Genomic DNA, 22,217 nt, shown 5'->3' with positions numbered 1-22,217 from the left:
TCGTGAAATTACGAAATTCATTAACTTTTCAACTTGGAACGATCATTGCTGGTATCTTAGTGGTGATGCTAGGAATTACATCGTTCGCTACATACATAACTGCTTATAATAAATTATATGATGCGGCGGGAATCGAGGCATATGGATGTGCCAATATAACAACGGGCTTGATTCGCCCAGAAGATATGGAACAAGCACTGAGTGGGGAGCAAGCGGCAAAAGAGCGAATTGGCAAGGATTTAAATTGGACAACAGGACACAAAGATATCTTTCAAACTCAATATATTTTAACGCTAGATGGTACGTTGTTAGCCTTAGACGATCATTTGGCAGAGAAGGGCTTTGCACCTGGAGATACGTTTTACATGGACACAGAGGCAATCCAATTATTACTTGAGAATAAGCACCCAACTTACTCGGAACCTTATACATATGGTGGAATGGAGCGATTATCAGGCTATGCACCTATTTTTAAGGATCATGACACAAGCAAGGAAATCATTGCCATCAGTGTCATTGATTTCGATGCTACTATTGTGAAGGAGCGAACTTGGGATGTTGTGCGGAGTGGTATTTTAATTAGTATTTTTCCAATGTTAATTGCTTCAATTATTACAGGACTTTTAATCCGTCGTAAGGTTAAGCCTATTACCTTACTAATTCATCAGGCTAAGCAAATAGCAAATGGTAATTTAGCAGTAGAAGAAATGAAGGTAAAAAGGAATGATGAGGTAGGAGATTTAGCAAGCACATTAGATCGTATGACTGTAAACTTACAAAATATGATTATGACGATGCGCGCTACTTCTATTACATTAGCCACGAACGCTGATGAAACCGCTAACACATTAAATGTTATGTCAAATACGATTCAAGGCGTTGCGCACAATATCTATGAGGTAACAGCGACTGTAACGGAAGGTCTGCACCATGCGGAAAATGCAACAGGTGTACTTACATCCCTCGCAGAGGATTTACAAGCTATAAAAGTGAAAGCAGATACAAGTGTTGAAACCTCTCGAGGGACAATGAAAATTGCCGCAGAAGGAGAGCAGCTTGCTAAAGATATTAATAATGATATGACTTTAATCCGTAATGGCTCTGATATGGTCAGTAACACCGTCAGCAATTTAGTCACATCAGCAACGCGAGTTCAAGCTATTACGACATCCATTGCTGGTATTGCTGAACAAACCAACTTGCTGGCTTTGAATGCCTCCATTGAAGCAGCAAGAGCAGGCGAACATGGCAAGGGCTTTGCAGTCGTAGCAGAGGAGGTTCGAAAACTTGCAGAGCAATCTAATCAAGAAGTATTAAAGGTTGACCAGCTTATACAAGAAATTATGGGGCATATTCGGCAGGTTACTTCTTCGACGCAGGATAATACAAAATATATCGAAAAGGGAACAAAAACAGTTCGTTTAACTGCTCAATCATTAGGAAATATTTCAACAGCTGTTTCACATACTGTAGAAGAAATCATTGAAATATCACATGTTATGACATTGGAAACAGACAAATCAGATCATGTTGTTCAGATGATTCAACAATTAACGCAGTCTATTCAAGAGATTGAGGAAACATTGAATACGATTACAGCGGCAGCCCAGCAAACAACAGCAAGTATTGATGAGGTAGCGCATAGCTCAAATGGAATGAATCAAATGGCACATACACTAGAACAACATGTAAAATCGTTCAAATTAAAAGAATGTTAAAAGTTTTTTTAGCCTTTGTATTACATGATAAGCACTCCTTTTCTCTCGAAAGATGGTAAACTACCAATAAGACTTTTCTTTTGGTGAAGGTGAGGATTTTTATAGTGAAACAGTTTGATGAGCAAGTCCAACAGATTAATGAACTATTTGTAAATGGGAGCGTGAAGGAAAGCTACCAGTTAGCCAAAAAAGTTGTAGCTGATAGTGCATTTGCAGAGCATGCCGCATTTGCGATGATTCAGCAGCATGTTGCGTTATTGGAGGCGAATGGCTATGCGAATATGCCTACTCCTACAGGTGAAAAGGTCAAGCAAAGTATGGAACGAGCAGATGGCTCCTATCCAGAGCGCGATGTCCTTTCGGCTTATACGGGAAGCCAGGATGATGAGCAGTTTGGTAAAGTGGTGGATGAATTGCTAGCTGGGTCAATTGAGGCACAGGCAAATGCTTACTATACGATGGCTGAATATTTTGTTTTGGCGAAAGAGCATGATAAGGCAATGATCCAATATGCTGAAGCAATCAAGCTACAACCGAATAAGGCACTTTACTGGGGAGCTTTCGCTCAATTTCTGAATCACACTGAGGGCAGTCCATATTTAGCACTTCGTCTCATTGAAGAGTCGATTCAGTTAGATAGCATGAACCCACGCTGGTATTATATTCAAGGTAATATTTTTTTACAGCTTGTTGCAGCTACAAAAAATTTAAGCTATTTACCTGCTTTAGAGGACGCATGGGAAAAGGCTAAGAAGCGTTGCTCTGCTAAGCAGGTAATATTAAAGATGGACATAGCAAAATCCAATGACATTCTGGCTCAGTGGAAAAAGCAAATGCTTTAAGGGAAAAGGGCATCTCTTACCTGAGGGATGCCTTTTTCACACTAGAACAGGTTATGAACTAGCATCCTTTATATGTATAGCGATATTAGGCTTATTTAAATTTTCATTTTCAAAGCTTACAACCCAGTTATTTGTTTGTTTTTCATACTCTATTTTTGTTAGAATTGGGGAATAATAATGCTCTCCAGTGATTATGTTAAGCTCGTTTACAGCTTGCTGAATAACTTCTTTTTCCGTTAACACCGTCTCTTGTTTTTCTTGTTCTTCTACAACAAATTTAGTAGCATCTGCATGTCCTGGATACGATAAAAAAGAAGCTCCATACCAAACATACATATAATCTCCAATTTCTACACCTTCACTTTCCTCTGAGGAAAACCAGATGGCATCAAAATACTCATCACCGTTATCTTGATACTGTGGCTCATGATCCACGACTAAAAATCTTCCTTCCTGTAAAGCTGTTACATATCCAGAAATGGATGCAGATGAATAATCTTTTTTTATAGATTTTTCAGGGTGAGAACAGCTGCTCAAGCCTATTAGGACCATCAACAATAGCATTCTTTTCAATTCAAATATACCTCCTACATACATACATATAGTTTTAGTTTATAGTGGAAGAGGAAACCTCTATTGATAGAAGATTACTTTATTGAGAATAATATGAAATATAGTTTTGATTTTCAATATTATTCTATAAAGATGAATAATTATTAATAATACCTTACAATGTCGTATTTTTATGCTATAATCAAACAAACGGACGTATGAAGCTTATTTTATAGCATGAAAGAAGTGTTTGTTTGAGTTTATATGTAGCATATGTATTGGTAGGACTTGCGATTGCCATGCCAGTTGGGGCCATCACCGTCGAAATGACGAAGCAGGGTTTAAAGAATGGCTTTATCCATGGCTGGGCAGTTGGACTCGGTGGCATGACGATTGACGTAGTATTAGTATTTGCATTGTATATGGGATTAGCCTCGATTTTAGCAATGCCGATTATTCAAATTCCAATGTGGATAATAGGGGCAGGCTTTTTATTCTTCTTGGGGCTGGATTCAATAAAAAATGCGGACCATGATATTACGCTAGCAGGCGAGAAAGTAACGAAATCGTTTTTTACTTCTTATCGTAATGGACTACTAGTAGCTATTTCGCCTGGAAATCTCGTATTCTGGGTGAATGTTTTCGGTGTGGTTCTAGCCAAATCATATGGTCAAGGCGAGTCAACCAGCTTTTTAGTCATTGCAGCAGGTGTTCTGAGCGGTATATTATTGCATGATATTGGCTTAATGGCCATTGTTTCAGTGACCCGTAAAGCGATGAGCCGTAAGGTTATTAAGACCCTTACAATGGCGGCAGGTGTCTTACTAATTGGCTTTGCAGGATATTTTATCTATGAATTTATACAAGCTATTAAGGTCTATATATGAAAAAAAGTGCGATTCACAAGGGTCGCACTTTTTTGTAGAAGTCAATCTGGGTTATGCGGAAACTTCTGTACGCTCCTTGATACAAGCGATAATTTCCTCAGCTACTTGGTGTGCTAACGTAAGCTCAGAAGTAAAGCCTACACAAGAACAATTCATCTCACCTAAAATATAGCAATCTTCTCCAGCTGCATCTGTATCTAACATAAAATCAGCCGTCCATATTAGTGGTAAATCATAGCCACCAAGCAGATTAGTTACAAGAGGTAACTGTGTTAAGAAATTTTGTACCAGCTCTTCCCAATCCTCTGGAGAATCATAGCGGTACTTCGCGCCAGAAAATAATGTAGCGCTAAAGGCATCCTCAGAATCAGCAGGTTTTTTATGTACGACGTGTACGGGTTTATCACGTAGCATAAATAAGCGAATCTCACCCTCTGTAATACGTGGCAGGAAGCGCATATCTATGAGCATGCCATTTGTACCTGTAATGTACTGCTCACAAAACGTCATAAATTCACCAAGCTTCCAATATTCTACATGATTATCCTTGGCTTCCGTACATTTAATTTGAGCATCAAGTGGTACTTCTGTGACTCCTTCTGCAAGAGGTTCCACCAATTTTACTCGCCAAATACCTTCTCCTGTTGAACCACGATTTTGCTTTAAAACGCGTTCTGTGATAGCAAGCGAGCTAGGGAATTGAGCTTTAAATGCTTCAATCGTATAATAGGCAAATGTATCATCAGGCACTAAATTGGTAGAGACCAATTTTGATAAGACATCTTTTGAGCCATAACCAATCATGGCATCAGGATGTGGCATACCGATGACACCAGCATGACATAAGTCTCGTAACATTGCAAAATATTCTTCCTCATGCTGTAAATTTCCAGGATTGATACGTGAAACATAAGCGATTCCATTTTCTTTCACATAATTAAAAATTTCTTCTTTTCTTGTCACATCAAAGAAAATAACCTCCGCATCCTGACCACGTTGTTTTAACGCATCCACCATTGGCATTGTATCTTTCCGATAGCCATCTGGTCCCTTATCTGAACCACCGCGAACCTCAAAAAATATAACTTTTTTATCCATAAAAATACCTCCTTAGTATGATGATAGTTTCAGTATAATTGACTGTTAGGGATAAAAGATATATAAAATATGTAAATTTTATGTATTAATTTGAATTTTATCCCGTATAAACAGACAGTAAGAAGAGTAAAGCAATATGCAGCCTATGTTCCTCAACATTGAAAATTTATTAATCACCATTAGTTTGTAATGGTTGTTGCTTTTTAGGGAAGACCGTGAGATATAAAATCATACAAAGGATTAGCATCGTTCCAAGCAGTTGATAACCTCCAAAGTTTATTTTGAGCCATAATACACTTGTGATAACAGCTGTTAAAGGTTCTAAACTTCCCAATAAGCTTGTTTCTTTCGGAGTTAAATAATGCAGGCTAGCAATATAAAACCAAAAAGCCAGCATCGTTCCAAAAATAACGATAAACAAAAAATACACAATAGTTGATAATGCCCAATTAGATATGTTAATTTGCCATGGCTGATGAAATAGGCTCATCACAATACCGCCAATAACCATCGACCAGCCTACTACTAACAATGAATGAAACTGCTGTAAAAGTGGTAAAGCATATAACGTATAAAAAGCTGCAGAGAGACCAGATAAAATACCCCAAAACACTGCCATACTTGGAACAGAGAGGGTGGAAAAGGAGCCATTTGTAAGTAATAAGAAAGTACCGACCAATGTCAATGTGACAGCAATACCATCCTGTCGTGTTAATTGACTATGCCTCGTTAGTAAATAATAGCCCATAATAAAAAGAGGGGCTAGGTATTGAAGTAATGTCGCAACAGCTGAATTACCGATTGAAATCGACATCATATACGTATATTGAACCGCAAGCATGCCAAGTAAACTAAATACTATTTGTCTTACTGCATTTTGCTTTGTACGGAACATAACAAAAATAGAATTTCTCCAATGTGTTAATTTATAGATACCGATTAATAATAGGCCTGCTGTAAGAAGACGACTTGAAACGAGCCATCCTACTTCGATATTTTCCTGCTGAAAAAGCTTTTGTGCAACAGTCCCGCCAATGCCCCAAAAGCTTGCCCCCAGAATGACGAGAATAAAACCAAAAGTACGTTTGTTAAGTTGTGTTTGATTCACTTTGACATCTCCTAAACTATCAATATAAAGTAATTATAAGGATTAATTAGTGTAATAAATATCGATTTAATGGTTAAAAGTATCAATATATTGAGGTGAACAAAGAAATGGCCTTAACACATATAAAAATTGCAAAGGATTTACAAGAACTAACCTCACATGGAACGAAGGCATTTCCAGTTGCTTTGTATGAGACGACTTTGCGACTAGAAAGCTTAGATTTTTTGCCATTGCATTGGCATAAAGAAATTCAATTCGTTTATGTGAAGAATGGTCGTATAGAATATCGAGTAGGAGCGGATGTTTTTATACTTGAGAAGGGAGATGGACTATTTGTCAATGCTTTAGGGCTGCACGAGGCAAAGCCATATGAAATAGATTTGGCAAGGATTTACTGTGTGAATGTGGATCCAATGTTGCTAGGAGGGCATGAGGGGAGTATAGTTGCCGAGAAATATGTAAAACCATATATTACAAGTAATCGCTTACCTTATGTGAGGCTTTCAGGTCCGTTATCGCAAAAGGTAAAAGGAATCGCATCCATATTACAAAAGAAAAATGATTTTTATGAGTTAACAGTTTGGCGAGAACTTGTAGCCATTTGGGAAGCAATGCTAACACAATCCATGCTGACAGTAGAAATGCTAGAACCTGCGAAAATTGTCCAGCATGAACGAGTGAAGGAAATGTTGGATTATTTACATGTGAATTATGCAGAGAAAATAGTATTGGAACAATTAGCTGCACATGTTTATTTAAGCAGGGCAGAATGTAGTCGTTTGTTTAAAAAAATGGTGGGAATGTCACCATTCAGCTACTTATTACAGTATCGTCTTCGTAAAAGTTTGCAGTTATTACGAGATAGCGAGCAATCTATCACTACCATTGCAGCAACAACAGGTTTTAGTACAGTTAGTTATTATATTGAAAAATTTAAGGATTATACAGGATTTTCTCCATATGTCTATCGTAAAAAATTTTGTAAAAGTTAAAGATTAATTAATATGAAAAATTTTTGACAAAATAGTAGAGTAAAAACATCCATTTTCGCTGAGGCTATTGACAATAATAACCATGAATAATAAGGTAATATTAATAGTGAAGATGACTTTACTATTAATATTACTTTAAGGATTGAATGAAAATGATAAAAGATGAAGAGCATCTGTATCGTCTTGTTCAGGAGATAGATGAAGCGGTTTATTCAATGGATAGTCATTTTATCAAGATACATCAAGAATTATTGACCGATGATCTAACGCCTAAACAAATGATTTTAATCGATTTTGTTGATAAAAATAGTTCTGTAACAATTGGACAAATTGCTAGTTATATGAATATCACTTCTAGCGCAGTGGGACAATTGGTTAGTAAATTGGAAGAGCAGCATTATGTTTCTCGAAGCATTAATCCTGAAAATCGTCGAGAAATAATTGTACAGCTGGGTACAACAGGTATGAAGTATGTTGAAAGGGAAGAAGAAATCAAACGGTTTATTATTTCTAAATATTATTCAAAACTTGAACTGGATGAATTAGTGCAACTAAAGGTGATTATTCAGAAATTAAGTCAAATTGTGTTAGAGGAAGGATTAATGGATGAATTTCAGGTAACTAAAAAAAGGAGTGATAAAGAATGATTGCTTTAAAGAAAAAGCAAAATGTATGGCTAGCTTTTTTATTAGTTGTTCTTGCCAGCAATTACACACTTTATAACACGGGATTTGGATTATCCATTTTACCAGCAGAGACTAAAGGAGTAGTCATCGGCTCATTAATTGATTTTGTTGTTGTTATGCCGATTTTGTATATGCTGTATAAAGGTAAGTATTCTGTAAAACAAACAATACTGTTAGCTGCTGCTGGTTGTATTGCAGCCCGTTTTATCATTCCAATCGATCATCTTCAGCCATTTGTAGCCATTACATGGGTTGGGTTTGCGATTGAAGGTTCAATTATTCTATTAGAAATTTTGCTTGTTGTAACACTTGTCCGTTATATGCCTAAAATTCTAGCGGATGTAAGATTAAGTAATCTACCAGATTTATTCTCCTTTTCGAAAGCAGTTGAGAAACATGCACCAAAGCATCCGATTATCCAAATGCTGTGCACAGACTTTTTGATGTTTTATTATGCTTTTGCAAGCTGGAAGAGAAAAGAGGGCCCAGGTTTAACCTTGCATAAGAGCTCTAGTTATATCGCCTTTCAAATTATGCTTATTCATGGCATAGTTATTGAGACAATTGGCATCCATTGGTGGCTACATGAGAAGTCGATGCTACTCTCTATTCTTTTGCTAATTTTAAATATCTACTCCGTTATATTTTTTATAGCGGATATGCAAGCTGTTCGTTTAAATCCTGTGTACGTTACATCTGATAAGTTATATCTATCATTAGGTCTAATGAAACGTGCAGAAATTCGCTTTGATAATATAAAGGAGCTTATTGAGGATAAACATGTGTTAGAAGGAAAATTATCGAAAGATACTATTGATTTTGTGGCCCGTGATTTCGATGTGGCATATCCTCAGTTTATCCTAAAGCTGAAGGAGCCAATAGAGGTTACATTTTTGCTAGGCATTAAAAAGAAATATCACAAAGTAGCTATTAAAGCAGACCAAAAACAAGAATTTAAAACAATTCTTGTACAAAGAATGGGTGTAAATTAATAGTTCTACAAACTTTAACTTCTTTCAGCAGAAGTCTCCCACCTCTATAGATGGTGAGATGAATGCGAATTTAAGCTACTTTTCAGAGGGTGTCCAAACACCCGCTGAAAGAAGTTAAAGCCTCCGGCGGATGTCACGGATTTTCAAAGGAATGAATTGTGCGGGCACAATTCAAAATCCGGACGCAATTACGCTAAGGCGAAATTGATTTTTGTTTCTAGGCTGAACGATAATAAATCGTTCAGCCTTTTCTATCTATCTTTATACATAATGAATATTCTTTATGACGTTCAATTGATATATATCATAATTTGCCTTCTATGGATATATTCTCATATCATTTAGAAAATTTACATACTATTTAACCAGATTTTAACCTTCATCTTTTATAGTGATTTATGTATAAAAGTAGAGGAGTGTTATTTTTGAAGGTAGTTAAAACAAACATTGTTGATTTACAGGAAGGATTGGTTCTTGGGCAAGATTTACATGTCGAAAACCGTCTGTTGATGAAAAGTGGAAGTGTATTAACATCGAGAATTATAACATTATTGAAAAATCACCATGTTCACGATGTTTATATTCAGACACCGATTGTAGAAACAGACCTTCATGCTGAACAGGATGTATTGTTAAGGGAAGATTACGATAAACAGCGTGATAATACCTTAATAAGTAGTAAGCCAGACAATTCTCTTTTTCTACAGGCATTAGGAGAATTGAGCACGGAGATTCGGTATGGTCATGTATTAAAAAATATGGACGATATACAGTTTATACGTAATTTATTTCAGCGCTATATGGAAAATAGCCATAATCGAAAACTGCTTACTGCGCTAAAAAATTATGACACATACACATATATGCATGCTATTGACGTATTTACATTATGTACTCTATTTGCTAAAAAAGAAGGCATACAAAATTTAGAACATTGTGCCTTGGGATTTTTATTTCATGATATTGGGAAGCTGAAAATACCGCTAGCTCTTATAAAAAAAGAGGGGAGACTTTCACCTAGTGAGTTTGAAGTCATGCAGACGCATACACAGTTTGGCTATGAATTATTGTGCGATTTAGGACTTGAATCTATTGCCTATCTGGCTAAGTCACATCATGAGCGAATCGATGGCTCAGGATATCCAGAGGGGCTAGAGGAATCTGAAATACCTAGGGAAGTATTCATATTACAGCTAATCGATATATACTCAGCAATTACCTTAAATCGACCATATAAATGCGAGGTTGGAGCCGCAGAAGCAATGGCAATTATCTATAAAGAAAAGCATCTTCTTGATGAAAAGCTTCTTGCCAGATTTGTTGATTTTATTGGCATATATCCAGAAAATTCAATTGTGCTACTATCAGATGGTTCTCATGCTCTAGTAGACAATGTCAATAATATGTATCCACTTCTACCTATTGTGAGAAGGTTAGATACAAATACAGTCTTTAGATTACCATTTGATTTCCAGCTTAAAGTAGTCAAGTTAATTTCCTATTATGTTGAAACGCCAGAAAAGCTATTTCAGAAATTCTCTGAGTATCTCATGAATGGTGAAATTAATTTGATGGAAAAGTACTACCATCAGTTAATGGATCAGTATACGTTATATGAGTGCTTTACTAAAATATATATTCCAATCTACCAAATTTTTGATGTCATTGAACATCAACTAGTGATGGAGGATGTGCGCTTAAAGGCTATGCGTGAAACTCTAAAGGTACTGTTGCATAATATGCTGCTTCAATTACGAAGTGAAACAAGAAAAAAGGATGCTATACTTTTTATGGTAGACCAAGATTTACGAACAAATATTTTTATTCAGTTATTAGAAGGTTTATTTTATGCAAAAGAAATTTATCCATTTGTATTAGAGAGCTCAACTAGTAAGGAGGAGCTATTGAACATCGCAGATTATTGTGAGGCATCGGCAATTTGTGTATTTAGTAATGAATGTCTTGACCTTCATGGAACTACTCGAAAATTAGTGCAGTATCATATCACTCCAGAGAGGTTAGAGAGCTTTGTCTTCAGCTTTGCTGGAGAGTCACATAAAGAAGTAAATTTAAAAGATAAATTACAAAAATATAAAGCGGTTACAAAATTAATCGCCACATAAATGAATAAGGGAGGTACATACTGGTGAATGATTGCATACTTTTACAAACGAAAGAAGATTGGAATTTGCAAAGAATGTATATAAATAAATTCAATAATTTAGTACTAGTAAAAAGTATTCATCATAATTCAGCTGAAAAGAGAGCTAGGCTGCAATATGAATTTTCATTGTTTGCGAACGAACAAAATCATTGGTTGTTAAAGCCAATAGCCATTGATTATATTGACAATCAATACGCAATCATTTATGAAAATTTTAATGGAGTACCCTTACATGAGTTTAGAAATAATCATATTTCTTTACACCAATTTTTACAAATTGCGCTTGAACTTGTGAATGCCTGTATTAAAATGCAGCAAAGTGATTTACTCTATCTTGATTTTAATCCTAGCCAAATTTTAATTAATCCAAATTCATTAAAAGTAAAATTACTGAGTTCTGAATTCAGTTTAAAATATGGTGCAGAATCTCCCGTCATTATTGAAAATCCTTATGAACGACTTGAACAACTGCCATATTATTCACCAGAACAAACTGGAAGAGTTAATTTAGAAATTGACCATCGTTCTGATCTATATGCGCTTGGAATTATTTTTTACGAAATACTCAGTGGTCAATTACCTTTCCAAAAAAAAGACTCTGTTGATCTTATCTATGAAATTCTGACAAAAGTGCCGTATTCATTGGTAAATCTTCAGCCTTATTCCCATCCTATTATTTGGAGTATAGTAGAAAAATTATTAGCGAAAAATCCAGAATTACGCTATCAAAGTGCAGTTGGATTAAGAGAGGATTTATTACAAATTCAACACAAACTGTTAACTGATGAACCACTTCATGACTTCCAGTTGGGTACATATGACATTCATTTAAATGCGGTGCTTTCTACAAAGTTGTATGGTAGGAAGCAACAAATCACAGAACTTGCTTCTATGTTTCATCAAGTGGCAAATGGCGATAAAAAAATAGTAATGATTTCAGGCAAAGCTGGGTCTGGAAAATCTAAACTCGTTTATACATTAAAGGGAGACATTGCTGCTGCTAAAGGGTATTTTGTAGAAATGAAGTATGAGCAATTACAACTAGAAAATGACTTTACACCTGTTGTACAACCTTTAAGAAATTTATTGAAGCTCGTTTATGTCGAAGGCGAAAAATCTGTTCAGACATTACGTAAACTATTTCATGATGTAAAGTTAATGGTAACAGATCGACTCGTTTATTTACTACCGGAGCTTCGATGGTTTTTTAAAGAAGAAGTAGGTTTTCAGACAGATGTACGTGAAAATGCCATGCAGCTACATACGTATATATTTAGTTCATTGCAAAAAATTTTATTAGCCTTTGCTATGCAAAAGAAACCGATCGTATGGTTAATGGATGATTTACAATGGGCAAATGGTAGTACACTCGAGATGATGACTCAGCTATTTGAACAACATCGAGCGGGTTATTTTATGTGGGTAGCTACGTTTCGTTTGAATGAGGAGGGAGATGTAAAAAAGAACTACAAGTATTTAAATAATTTCCAAGCAAATCAGCATATTGAGATAGATTTTCTTGAGGAAGAAGATGTACAGTTATGGCTGGAGGATTCATTACATGCTAAGCCAAATACTATTAAACTGATTTCTACACAATTATTTCGTTTGACAAATGGGAATCCGTTATTTGTGAAAGAAGCTTTTCGCTCCTTACAGCAAAATAATACTATTTATTTCAATACAGAAACAAAAGAGTGGCAATTTAGTATTCATAAATACAATCAGTCCTTTTTTAATAATGAATTACTGACTTTTATCGAAAATAGAATGGCTACACTAGATAAAGACGCCCAACGGATTTTGAGAATCATCTCTTGTTTTGGTCAAAGCTTTGAGTTTAGTTCCTTATTAAAGCTAGTTTCTATCTCAGCCCAAAATTTACTGAAGCTTTTGGGTGTACTTGTAGAGCATGGCTTTATTGTGCCAATGGATGCCCATTTTAAATGGGCTAGTAAGTTCGAACATGAAGGTATTTTACATACATTTCATATGAAGTTTCAATTTGTACATGATCGTATTCAGCAAGTAGCTTATCAAGATTTATCTGAAAAAGAACGGACAAAGCTTCATTATCAAATCGGGAAATTACTAACCAGAAATATCCCGAATATAGTGGATGGCTATCATTTAAGTGAAGTAGTGAAACATTTTAACTATGGTCAGCAATTGTTGAATGCTGACGAAAAACAAAATTTAGCAATATGGAATTATAAGCTGGGTATTGAGGCAAAAAGAATTGGGCTGTTTGACAGTGCCATCTCCTTCTTAACTACGAGTATAGAGCTGCTTCCAGATAATCATTGGAAGTCTTTTCGTGAAATGTCTGTAAAAATATATGCTAACTTAGGAGAGTGCGCATATTTAGTTGGACGTTATGATATATCAGAAATTCATTTATCAGAAGCATTACAGCATTCAAAAACAGTTTTAGAAAAGCTATTAATTTATAATTTAAAAACCTTGCTATATATCGAATCAGATAATCCCTCAGTAGGAGTTGAGGCTGGCATAGAAGGTCTGCAAATTACCAATATGAATATTGCAGAACATCCCTCAAAAATTCAACTTTTAAAGGAATACCTATTATTAAGAAAAGCTTTGCACAATAAGACTGATGTAGATCTTTTAAAGTTTCCACCAATTCAAAATAAAGAAATGGATACGTTAATCCATTTAATTATCAATATGACGGCAAGTACATTTTTGCTCAATCCTAATTTAACGGGTATTTTATTAATGAGAGGGCTGCGACTACAGCTTAAATATGGGAACGGAACTAAAAGTGGTGTTGTGTATATTAACTATGCCATGCTTTTAAATGCTGGCTTTAATAATATTCAAGATTCTACACGCTTTGGAAAAATGGCAATCGCCTTTGCTGAGAATCAGAATAATATTTATATCAAAGGCCGTATATATTTTGTCTATGGCATATTTATTAATCATTGGACAAATCCATATGAATCCAGTCTTCAATATATTCAAAAGGCTCAACACAATAGTCAGGAGATTGGCTTGCATCATTTGGTCTCTGCTGCTTCTTGTTTTATCGTAGCCATCCAATTCATTAATGGAACGCCTATTCAGGATTTACAGCAGGAAATTCAGCGCCAGCAGCAGGAGTTTTCCATTCATGCAAGTGCATTATCAATAGACTTTTTAGCTGAAATGGGGTTATGGATGAATGTGCTTCAAAATCCTGACTATCCTATTAACTGGTCATATCCTTTTGCTATATTAGACCAGCCCGTTATTAAAATGATGCATTATTCTGTTCGATTGCAAATGTCATTCTTATTGGGTGATGAACAGCAAGGGAAAGAGTTACTGGAGATATTGAAGGTGATAGAAAAAGAAATGTATACTTTGCCAATCACGCCTATTTTTTATTTTTATCGTGCTCTATGGCAATTTCATTTTATTCATCAAAAGCTATATTCCTCGAAAACAGAATTAAGAGCATATAGAGTGGAGATCAGTAAAAGTATTCGCGAATTTAAAAAATGGGCTCAATATGCACCTGAAAACTATGAACATCTCTATTGTTTATTAGTAGCCGAGAATTATCGAATGAAAAAACAGAGTGAGAATGCCATTCTTTATTATGATCGGGCAATCCAGCTTGCACAAATGAATAATTTTCTTCAAGATGCAGCTATTGCTTATGAACGAGCAGCTAACTACTATCATTCTATCCATAATAAAAAAACGGCCAGACATTATATTTTATGCGGTATACAGCTAATACAGGAGTGGGGAGCCAATACGATCGCTAGGCATTGGGAAAAGGTGTACCATGCCAATCACGTACCAAAAGGCCAAAGTAGTGGAACCGTATCATTTGATATGATGACTGTTTTCGAGACGACTCAGTCCTTAGCAACAGAAATCCGGATGGAGGATTTGCTTCGTAAAATATTATTTGCCTTATTAAAACATGCTGGTGCAGATATCGGGTATTTTATCTATAGACATCATGAGCAATTACAAGTGTTAGCACAAGCTGAGGCCAATGAAACTAAATTTACGATGTTTCATGACCAAAAGATTGAAGAATTCAGTGAAACCATGCAATCCATTGTCTATTTTGTTTTACAAAGCGGAGAACAACTGATTATTCAAAATACACAATCACAGAGTGTTTATCTGAGTGCATTTTCAGCGGCTAAGTCTATCTTATGTGTGCCGATTCATCTTAAAGACGAGATTATAGCCATTTTATATTTGGAGAACACATTAATTACTAATGCCTTTCATCCAACGCATGTAAATTTGTTAAAAATGATCTCTGGCCAAATTGCAGTATCGATTGAAAATGCAAAAATATATGGTGAGTTAGAAAAACGTGTTCTTTCACGGACAAAGGAATTGGATGAAACAAATAGTCATTTGAAAAAGGTCAATGACCGATTAGAGAAAAATGAATTAGAAAGGAAAAAATTATTGCATAGTATTTCACATGAACTACGCTCACCTATCACTTCAACCCTAGGTTATATCGAATTAATATTAGACGGGGTTATTAAAGAGGAATCAGAACAAGAGAAATATTTAATCCGTAGTAAGGAAAGGCTACTATCGTTAAATTTATTAATTCAAGATTTATTTGATTTAGCTAATCTAGAAGCGGGAAGAGCAGAATACACCTTTACAGAAGTAAGGGCTATTAATTTATTTCAACAATTTCGATTTCGCTTTGAACGAGAGATAAAGCAATTGGGCTTAGACTATTATGCCGATTTTTACGGTCATCAGGAGGCTCAGCTGCTAATCGATCGTGCTCGAATAAATCAGTTGATGGAAAATTTAATGACAAATGCCATGAAATATACTTCAAATGGCAGTATTCAATTTTTAATGTATGTGGAGGACACACATCTAATCTGTTCCATTTCAGATAGCGGCATAGGTATCCCACAGAGCGATATTCCCTTTATATTCGATAGTTATTATCGAGCATCCAATGTTGATAAAGTAGATTCACACGGAATTGGCCTAGCTATTTGTAAGCAAATTGTGGAACAACATAATGGGGAAATATATGTGGAAAGCATAGAGGATGAAGGGTCCATATTTAGCTTTACATTGCCATTAGTAACAGAAAAGATAACTGTTTAAAAATAAAGTGTTGAGCATTTTACGCTGCTCAGCACTTTATTTTTTATAAACAAATTGGTAACCGAAGCCCCGAACAGTTTGAATCCACTTAGGCTTAGCTGGAACGTCTTCGATTTTACGTCGGAGTGTACTTATATGGACAGAAACCGTTTTTGAATCAGTCACACCATCCTGTCCCCAAACGTTATCTATCAGTTGGTCTACACTAATTACCTTATTAGCATGTTCGATTAGGAAAAATAATAGTAGCTTTTCTTTCGTAAAAAGATTTAAACGTTTACCGTTTTTATAAACATTTTTTTCATCAAAATGAATAACTAAGTTATCAATATGTAATATAGGATTTCTTATGGACGTTGTCTTTCTTTTTAAGTTTGCTTGTATACGAGCAAGTAATTCTTTTGGAATAAACGGCTTTGTTATATAATCATCTGCGCCTACTTCAAAGCCTTCTAGTTTATGGTCAATTAAGTGATTGACAGTCACAAAAATAATAATGGCGTCCGAAACTTCACGAATCCTTCTCGCCAATTCAAAGCCATTGCCATCAGGTAAATTGACATCCAATAAAATTAAATCAGGCTTTTGCTTTACTGCTGCTTCCCAACCTTCGTAAATGGTTGATGCCTTGAAAACTAAATAATTTGCATTTGCAATAGTAAGAGATAGAACCTCCATTATGTCAATATCATCTTCTACGATTAAGATTTTTTCATTTACCACACCTATGAATCTCCTTTCTCTATCTTCTAATATATCAATTTTTAGATAGAAAGGGAAAGAAAACTTCTAGGACATTCGTTATTTTTGACTAGGAAAAATCACATATGAAATACTTATGACGGCATCAATAGTTAATACGATGCTCCAAATTTTCATCATTTGAAATAGGGAAGATGTATCAGTTTGAGGTCCGATATAAAGACTCATTATATATAAAAGTCCAACACCAATGAGAAAAGCTATAACATGTCGAATAAGCATTTTTATCTCATGTTTACCTTTAGCAGCTCCTACAAGCCGTACTTTCTTGTCTTCGGTTTTGAAAAACCAACGCTGAAATCGCTCATCTGCCCAACTAATCATAGTTTTACCATAGGCAATAGAAACACCAATATAAATAGCAGCAATCCCATGTGATATAGAAGCGGGAGTTCCTTTTTTTAAATCTACCGCAGTTAGCAATATCAGTAAGAAATCGATAACTAGTGTTAAAGATAATAAGAAGAGACTTAGCTTTGGTTTTTTTAAAATATAACGGGCTATCAACCCGAGTAAAATGACAATCCAAAAAGCAATTTCTGCTGCAATAATCCATGCAATCATAAAAAACCTCCGACATTTAAAATAAGAAAAACATAGGCTTTTAACAACTAAGAAGAGATTCCGCTCATGATGTATCCATGCAATTGCCACCTCTTTAATCAAGGTGGGCAATTGCAAGAAGTATATCTTCACTGACAGCTTCCCAAAATTGCTGCTGTACAGTACTACAATACATATATAGCTCTTTATTTTGAAGATGATTAAAGAGCTCGGCAATCACTTCTTTTTGAAATTGAAGTCGGTGATTTAATACCTCTCGCTCTTCTTCCAGACAAAAAGATTTATATATATCTGTTAGACGCTCCAGCTTTGCCAGTTTTTGTTTTGTTACATCATATTGAGATTGGTGAAAGCGTCCCACAGCTGTAGTCATGGATCGCTTTGCACGATGCTCAGCATTTAACGTTCGATATTCTTCTAAACGCAACGCCACACGATACCAAAATTCGTAACGGCTAGGTAAGTCTCTAAGTTCATAGGTGAGCAAGGACTTTAAAATAAAAGCTACTTGTTCATATGTATCTATCAATTTTTCTGATTCTTTAAAAAGGCCAAACATACAGCCACCCCCGTTTAGTTTAATACAACAAACAAGCAGTGAAATCCTCTAAATTATTAATAGTATTCGTAAATAAATAAACAGTTCTAATAGACTTCAGCAACAATCACTGTGTTTTACGGGTAGCACTTTCTTTGTTATTGCAAAATTTCTTATTTTCTGCAAAATAATAACGTGTTTTGGAAGAAATATTGAAATAGCATTTACAAAATAAAAACATATGTGTTAACTTAAAATATGTTAATGGTTAACTAAAAAGAGGGGGAGGTTAACGATGCAACATTTTTGGGTTGTTGGAACAGATACTGATGTTGGTAAAACAGCGGTCACCACATTGCTGATGCGTCAATTACAGCGGCAGAACCTACGCGTCACACCTTATAAGCCAGTACAAACTGGTGAAGTGCATGAAAATGATTGTTGCTATTACTATGATACAGCAATATATGAAAAGTATTCTTTACAGGTGCTGAAGCAAGAAAATTTGAATGGATATTCGTTTAAAGAGGCTGCTTCACCACATTTTGCTGCGCAACTGGAGGCGCAGGAAATAAATGTGAGCTATTTATTGCAGCAAATACAGTTGTTACAGCTATCAAACGACATAGTAATTTGTGAGGGAGCTGGAGGACTGTTTGTGCCCTTAGATTTAAAAAGTGAATTAACGCTTCTTGATGTCATTGTTCAAAGTAAGCTTCCAGTTGTTCTTGTTACTCGAACAACACTTGGAACAATTAACCACACATTACTTACAATTGAGGCCTTGCTTACTCGGAATATTGATATTCTTGGCATTGTATTTAATGGAGATTCAGGGAGTTTGATAGAACAAGATAATATGAAAACCATATTACAGTTTCAAGATTTGCCATATGCAAGTATTCCGCAATTCCAAGAGATTTCGCAGCTTGTTGATTATTCCATTTCGCATACTTCATTGTTTGAAAGGTTGGTCAATTATGAAACAAGTGCTAACTGATCTGCAGGCAAGAGATTTACGGCATGTTTGGCATCCTTGTTCACAAATGAAGGATTATGAGCAATTTCCACCTATCGTCATTAAAAAAGGACAAGGTGTATGGCTCTATGATGAAAATAATCATCGCTACTTAGACGCTGTCTCTTCCTGGTGGGTAAATTTATTTGGACATGCAAATCCTAGAATAAGTCAAGTGTTAAGTGATCAGGCATTTACATTAGAGCATACAATCTTTGCAAATTTCACACATGAACCAGCGATTAAAGTAGCTGAAAAATTAGTAGCTTTAACGCCAGAGGGTCTGAATAAAGTATTTTTTGCAGACAATGGTTCGTCCGCAATAGAAGTCGCATTAAAGATGAGTTTTCAATATCATATGCAAACTGGAAAAACGGCGAAAAAACGCTATTTAGCTTTAACGGATGCCTACCATGGTGAGACACTTGGTGCATTATCTGTTGGGGGAGTTGGGCTTTATAATGAAGTATACCAACCATTGTTATTAGATACAGTACGTGCACAAGGACCAGATTGCTTTAGATGTCCTTTTCAAGACAAGCTAGAAAGCTGTCATGCTCAATGTATTCAATTTGTTGAAGAAGAGCTTAACACGCATCATGAAGAAATTACAGCTGTGATTATTGAGCCGCTTATTCAAGCAGCAGCTGGCATGAAAATGTATCCGCCAATCTATTTAAAGCGATTACGAGAGCTTTGTACAGCATACGATGTTCACTTAATTGCAGACGAAATTGCCGTTGGATTTGGACGAACAGGAACCATATTTGCCTGTGAGCAAGCGGGGATTGCACCAGATTTTATGTGCTTGTCTAAAGGTTTAACAGGTGGCTATTTACCGCTATCGGCTGTATTAACCACTGATGACATTTACAATGCCTTTTATGATGATTATGGAACAATGAGAGCTTTTTTACATTCTCATAGCTATTCTGGAAATCCGCTTGCTTGTCGTGTAGCACTTGAGGTATTGACAATGTTTGAAGAGGAGCAGGTTATCGACATGATTCAAAATAAGGGAGAACGAATGCGTGCGTTAGCATTGGAGGCATTTGAGAGATTACCCTATGTTGGAGAGTATCGACAGATAGGATTAGTAGGTGCGATTGAGCTAGTAGCCAATCATCGAACAAAGGAGCCATTTCCAAGTGAGGCGCGTATTGGCTATCAAATTTATCAACGTGCTTTAGCAAAGGGCTTACTGATTCGCCCGCTTGGCAATACATTATATTTTATGCCGCCTTACATTATTTCTGACGATGAAATGCACTTTATGGTTCATACAACAAAAGAAACGATTGTACAATTTTTTGAGGAGTGGGAGGGGTTAAATTGTTTAAACGACAATCAACACAGTCACTTGTCATGATCGCGATGTTTGCAGCTTTAACGGCAATAGGTGCATTTATTAAAATACCCTTACCTGTAGTGCCCTTTACACTACAAATTGTCTTTGTTTTTTTAGCTGGAAGCTTACTTGGCAGTCGTAATGGATTTCAAAGTCAGCTCGTTTACATAGGGGTTGGTTTAGTTGGATTACCTGTTTTTACACAGGGGGGAGGCATTACCTATGTATTGCAGCCGACATTTGGCTACCTTATAGGGTTTGCACTAGCAGCATTCATAATAGGTTTCATCATTGAAAGAGTAGATTCGCCAACGAAAATACATTTTATTGGTGCAAATATTGTGGGGCTTATTATTATTTATGCGGTTGCAGTACCTTACTTATATTTATCATTGAATTTTTGGCTTCACATGAAAACGAGCTGGTCTCATATATTTGTAGTCGGCTTTTTAAATAGTATTGTTGCAGATTTTTGCTTAGCCATTGCTTCTGCACTGCTAGCCGAACGCTTATATAAGGTATTTCAGTCAGTTAGAGCAGCGAAAATTATGCAAATAGAAAGGGAGAATGTTTAGTGGATTGGTTACAGTTAGCAGAGGGCGTTATTGCAGGAAAGATGATTAGTAATGACGAGGCTCTTGCCATGTTAAATAGTGATGATGATGAGCTTTTAAAGATAATAGATGGTGCATTCGCCATTCGTAAGCATTATTATGGCAAAAAAGTAAAATTAAATATGATTATGAATGCGAAAAGTGGTTATTGTCCAGAGGATTGTGGCTACTGTTCACAGTCATCCAAATCATCTGCTCCGATTGAAAAATATCCATTCATTACGAAGGAGGAAATTTTAGAGGGTGCCAAACGAGCATTTGACAATAAAATTGGTACCTATTGCATCGTGGCAAGTGGACGAGGACCAACACGGAAGGATGTCAATGTTGTAAGTGAAGCAGTCGCTGAAATTAAAGAGAAGTATGGCTTAAAAGTATGTGCTTGTCTTGGCTTATTAAAAGAAGAACAGGCACAGCAATTAAAAGAGGCGGGGGTAGATCGCTACAATCATAATTTAAATACTTCAGAGCGTCATCACTCATTCATTACAACATCGCATACCTATGAAGATCGTGTGAACACGGTAGAGATTGCAAAAAAGCATGGTATTTCACCGTGCTCAGGAGCAATCATTGGGATGAGGGAGACTAAAGAGGATGTCGTCAACATTGCGCGTGCACTCCATCAATTAGATGCTGATTCGATCCCAGTCAATTTTTTAAATGCTATTGACGGCACGAAGCTGGAAGGAACAAAGGAATTAAATCCTCGTTATTGTTTAAAGGTTTTAGCATTGTTCCGCTATATTAATCCAACAAAGGAAATTCGTATTTCTGGTGGTCGTGAAGTCAATCTTGGGTCGCTTCAGCCACTTGGGATGTATGCAGCAAACAGCATTTTTGTCGGAGATTATTTAACGACAGCAGGTCAAGAGGCAAATAGCGATTATCGTATGCTTGAGGATTTAGGCTTTGAAATTGAATTAACAGAAAAGCAGGAAGAAGTATTCTGCTAAGTACATGCTTCTGAAATAAAAATCTACTACTACAATTTAATGGGCATGTATGTGATAAACTGTATGGACGTTATGGAAAAGCGTCCATACGGTTTTTCTATTTGAGACAAATTAGCAGGATGAGACGTAAGCAATTTCTACATATTGAAGTTCCACTTTATGCCTAAAAAACATGGCTTTTCACAGAATGTTCAATGAAAGCGTTTTGAAATTGAACAGTTTGTGAAGGGCTTCACATAAGGCTTTATTTTTATAAA

General features: G+C 35.8%; 18 protein-coding genes. 12 read left to right on the top strand and 6 right to left on the bottom strand.

Annotated features, from left to right (window positions below; genetic code table 11):
* Window positions 1-2 precede the first annotated feature (2 nt).
* Both AC1RNS_RS02785 and AC1RNS_RS02780 read left to right on the top strand, forming a co-directional pair.
* Window positions 3-1,718: a methyl-accepting chemotaxis protein gene (locus tag AC1RNS_RS02785; RefSeq protein ID WP_492990624.1), complete on the top strand. Its 1,716-nt coding sequence runs from the start codon at window positions 3-5 to the stop codon at window positions 1,716-1,718.
* Window positions 1,719-1,822: 104 nt separating this feature from the next.
* Window positions 1,823-2,560, top strand: a complete 738-nt coding sequence (locus AC1RNS_RS02780; RefSeq protein WP_492990623.1) for a tetratricopeptide repeat protein — start codon at window positions 1,823-1,825, stop codon at window positions 2,558-2,560.
* 51 nt (window positions 2,561-2,611) lie between these two features.
* Here AC1RNS_RS02780 and AC1RNS_RS02775 read toward each other — a convergent pair whose 3' ends face one another.
* A complete protein-coding gene (locus AC1RNS_RS02775) occupies window positions 2,612-3,124 on the bottom strand; it encodes a DUF3221 domain-containing protein (RefSeq protein WP_492990849.1) in 513 nt (170 codons plus the stop codon).
* A gap of 242 nt (window positions 3,125-3,366) precedes the next feature.
* Between AC1RNS_RS02775 and AC1RNS_RS02770 the strand changes: the two genes are divergently transcribed.
* Window positions 3,367-3,999, top strand: a complete 633-nt coding sequence (locus AC1RNS_RS02770) for a LysE family transporter (protein ID WP_427539245.1) — start codon at window positions 3,367-3,369, stop codon at window positions 3,997-3,999.
* Between the two features lie 51 nt (window positions 4,000-4,050).
* Here the strand turns inward: AC1RNS_RS02770 and AC1RNS_RS02765 are convergent, their stop codons facing one another.
* Window positions 4,051-5,097 carry a Cj0069 family protein gene (locus tag AC1RNS_RS02765; protein ID WP_492990622.1) on the bottom strand — a complete coding sequence of 349 codons (1,047 nt, stop codon included), beginning with the start codon at window positions 5,095-5,097 and terminating at the stop codon, window positions 4,051-4,053.
* A 169-nt stretch (window positions 5,098-5,266) separates the two neighbouring features.
* Window positions 5,267-6,205 carry an EamA family transporter gene (locus AC1RNS_RS02760; protein WP_492990620.1) on the bottom strand — a complete coding sequence of 313 codons (939 nt, stop codon included), beginning with the start codon at window positions 6,203-6,205 and terminating at the stop codon, window positions 5,267-5,269.
* Between the two features lie 107 nt (window positions 6,206-6,312).
* Here AC1RNS_RS02760 and AC1RNS_RS02755 point away from each other — a divergent pair, with 107 nt between their 5' ends.
* The 5 genes from AC1RNS_RS02755 to AC1RNS_RS02735 all read left to right on the top strand — a co-directional run bounded on the left by AC1RNS_RS02755 (window position 6,313) and on the right by AC1RNS_RS02735 (window position 16,160).
* Complete coding sequence (locus tag AC1RNS_RS02755; RefSeq protein WP_492990618.1) at window positions 6,313-7,197, top strand: AraC family transcriptional regulator; 885 nt, start codon at window positions 6,313-6,315, stop codon at window positions 7,195-7,197.
* 152 nt (window positions 7,198-7,349) lie between these two features.
* Window positions 7,350-7,844: a MarR family winged helix-turn-helix transcriptional regulator gene (locus AC1RNS_RS02750; RefSeq protein ID WP_492990617.1), complete on the top strand. Its 495-nt coding sequence runs from the start codon at window positions 7,350-7,352 to the stop codon at window positions 7,842-7,844.
* Entirely contained in the window at window positions 7,841-8,875 is a 1,035-nt protein-coding gene (locus AC1RNS_RS02745) for a beta-carotene 15,15'-monooxygenase (protein WP_492990615.1), read from the top strand. Before AC1RNS_RS02750 ends, AC1RNS_RS02745 begins: the two co-directional genes overlap by 4 nt.
* 425 nt (window positions 8,876-9,300) lie before the next feature.
* A complete protein-coding gene (locus tag AC1RNS_RS02740; RefSeq protein ID WP_492990614.1) occupies window positions 9,301-10,998 on the top strand; it encodes an HD-GYP domain-containing protein in 1,698 nt (565 codons plus the stop codon).
* Window positions 10,999-11,021: 23 nt separating this feature from the next.
* Window positions 11,022-16,160 (top strand): ATP-binding protein, encoded by a 5,139-nt coding sequence (locus tag AC1RNS_RS02735; RefSeq protein ID WP_492990613.1) that lies wholly within the window; start codon window positions 11,022-11,024, stop codon window positions 16,158-16,160.
* Between the two features lie 36 nt (window positions 16,161-16,196).
* Here AC1RNS_RS02735 and AC1RNS_RS02730 read toward each other — a convergent pair whose 3' ends face one another.
* The 3 genes from AC1RNS_RS02730 to AC1RNS_RS02720 all read right to left on the bottom strand — a co-directional run bounded on the left by AC1RNS_RS02730 (window position 16,197) and on the right by AC1RNS_RS02720 (window position 18,045).
* On the bottom strand, window positions 16,197-16,883 hold the full coding sequence (locus AC1RNS_RS02730) for a response regulator transcription factor (protein ID WP_427539221.1): 687 nt from the start codon (window positions 16,881-16,883) through the stop codon (window positions 16,197-16,199).
* A gap of 78 nt (window positions 16,884-16,961) precedes the next feature.
* On the bottom strand, window positions 16,962-17,486 hold the full coding sequence (locus tag AC1RNS_RS02725) for a hypothetical protein (protein ID WP_492990612.1): 525 nt from the start codon (window positions 17,484-17,486) through the stop codon (window positions 16,962-16,964).
* A 94-nt stretch (window positions 17,487-17,580) separates the two neighbouring features.
* Complete coding sequence (locus AC1RNS_RS02720; protein WP_492990611.1) at window positions 17,581-18,045, bottom strand: hypothetical protein; 465 nt, start codon at window positions 18,043-18,045, stop codon at window positions 17,581-17,583.
* Between the two features lie 274 nt (window positions 18,046-18,319).
* Between AC1RNS_RS02720 and bioD the strand changes: the two genes are divergently transcribed.
* Genes bioD through bioB form a run of 4 tightly spaced genes read left to right on the top strand, consistent with a single transcriptional unit; the run spans window position 18,320 to window position 21,960 of the window.
* A complete protein-coding gene (gene bioD, locus AC1RNS_RS02715) occupies window positions 18,320-19,024 on the top strand; it encodes a dethiobiotin synthase (protein WP_492990610.1) in 705 nt (234 codons plus the stop codon).
* Complete coding sequence (gene bioA, locus AC1RNS_RS02710; protein ID WP_492990609.1) at window positions 19,005-20,411, top strand: adenosylmethionine--8-amino-7-oxononanoate transaminase; 1,407 nt, start codon at window positions 19,005-19,007, stop codon at window positions 20,409-20,411. Before bioD ends, bioA begins: the two co-directional genes overlap by 20 nt.
* Window positions 20,375-20,965: a biotin transporter BioY gene (locus tag AC1RNS_RS02705; RefSeq protein WP_492990607.1), complete on the top strand. Its 591-nt coding sequence runs from the start codon at window positions 20,375-20,377 to the stop codon at window positions 20,963-20,965. The genes bioA and AC1RNS_RS02705 overlap by 37 nt, the downstream gene beginning before the upstream one ends.
* Window positions 20,965-21,960 (top strand): biotin synthase BioB, encoded by a 996-nt coding sequence (gene bioB, locus AC1RNS_RS02700; protein ID WP_492990605.1) that lies wholly within the window; start codon window positions 20,965-20,967, stop codon window positions 21,958-21,960. The genes AC1RNS_RS02705 and bioB overlap by 1 nt, the downstream gene beginning before the upstream one ends.
* Window positions 21,961-22,217 lie beyond the last annotated feature (257 nt).

The sequence above is a fragment of the Lysinibacillus sp. GW821-FHT14F06 genome (genome assembly GCF_058803665.1).
The sequence above is the reverse complement of the archived record's forward strand: the minus strand, read 5'-3'. Positions and strand labels throughout refer to the sequence as shown.

Bases quoted from the DNA above. Each gene is read 5' to 3' on its own strand.
- AC1RNS_RS02720 (WP_492990611.1), bottom strand. From the start codon at position 18,045: ATGTTTGGCCTTTTTAAAGAATCAGAAAAATTGATAGATACATATGAA.
- AC1RNS_RS02750 (WP_492990617.1), top strand. From the start codon at position 7,350: ATGATAAAAGATGAAGAGCATCTGTATCGTCTTGTTCAGGAGATAGAT.
- AC1RNS_RS02745 (WP_492990615.1), top strand. From the start codon at position 7,841: ATGATTGCTTTAAAGAAAAAGCAAAATGTATGGCTAGCTTTTTTATTA.
- AC1RNS_RS02755 (WP_492990618.1), top strand. From the start codon at position 6,313: ATGGCCTTAACACATATAAAAATTGCAAAGGATTTACAAGAACTAACC.
- bioD (WP_492990610.1), top strand. From the start codon at position 18,320: ATGCAACATTTTTGGGTTGTTGGAACAGATACTGATGTTGGTAAAACA.
- AC1RNS_RS02775 (WP_492990849.1), bottom strand. From the start codon at position 3,124: ATGCTATTGTTGATGGTCCTAATAGGCTTGAGCAGCTGTTCTCACCCT.
- AC1RNS_RS02765 (WP_492990622.1), bottom strand. From the start codon at position 5,097: ATGGATAAAAAAGTTATATTTTTTGAGGTTCGCGGTGGTTCAGATAAG.
- bioA (WP_492990609.1), top strand. From the start codon at position 19,005: ATGAAACAAGTGCTAACTGATCTGCAGGCAAGAGATTTACGGCATGTT.
- AC1RNS_RS02725 (WP_492990612.1), bottom strand. From the start codon at position 17,486: ATGATTGCATGGATTATTGCAGCAGAAATTGCTTTTTGGATTGTCATT.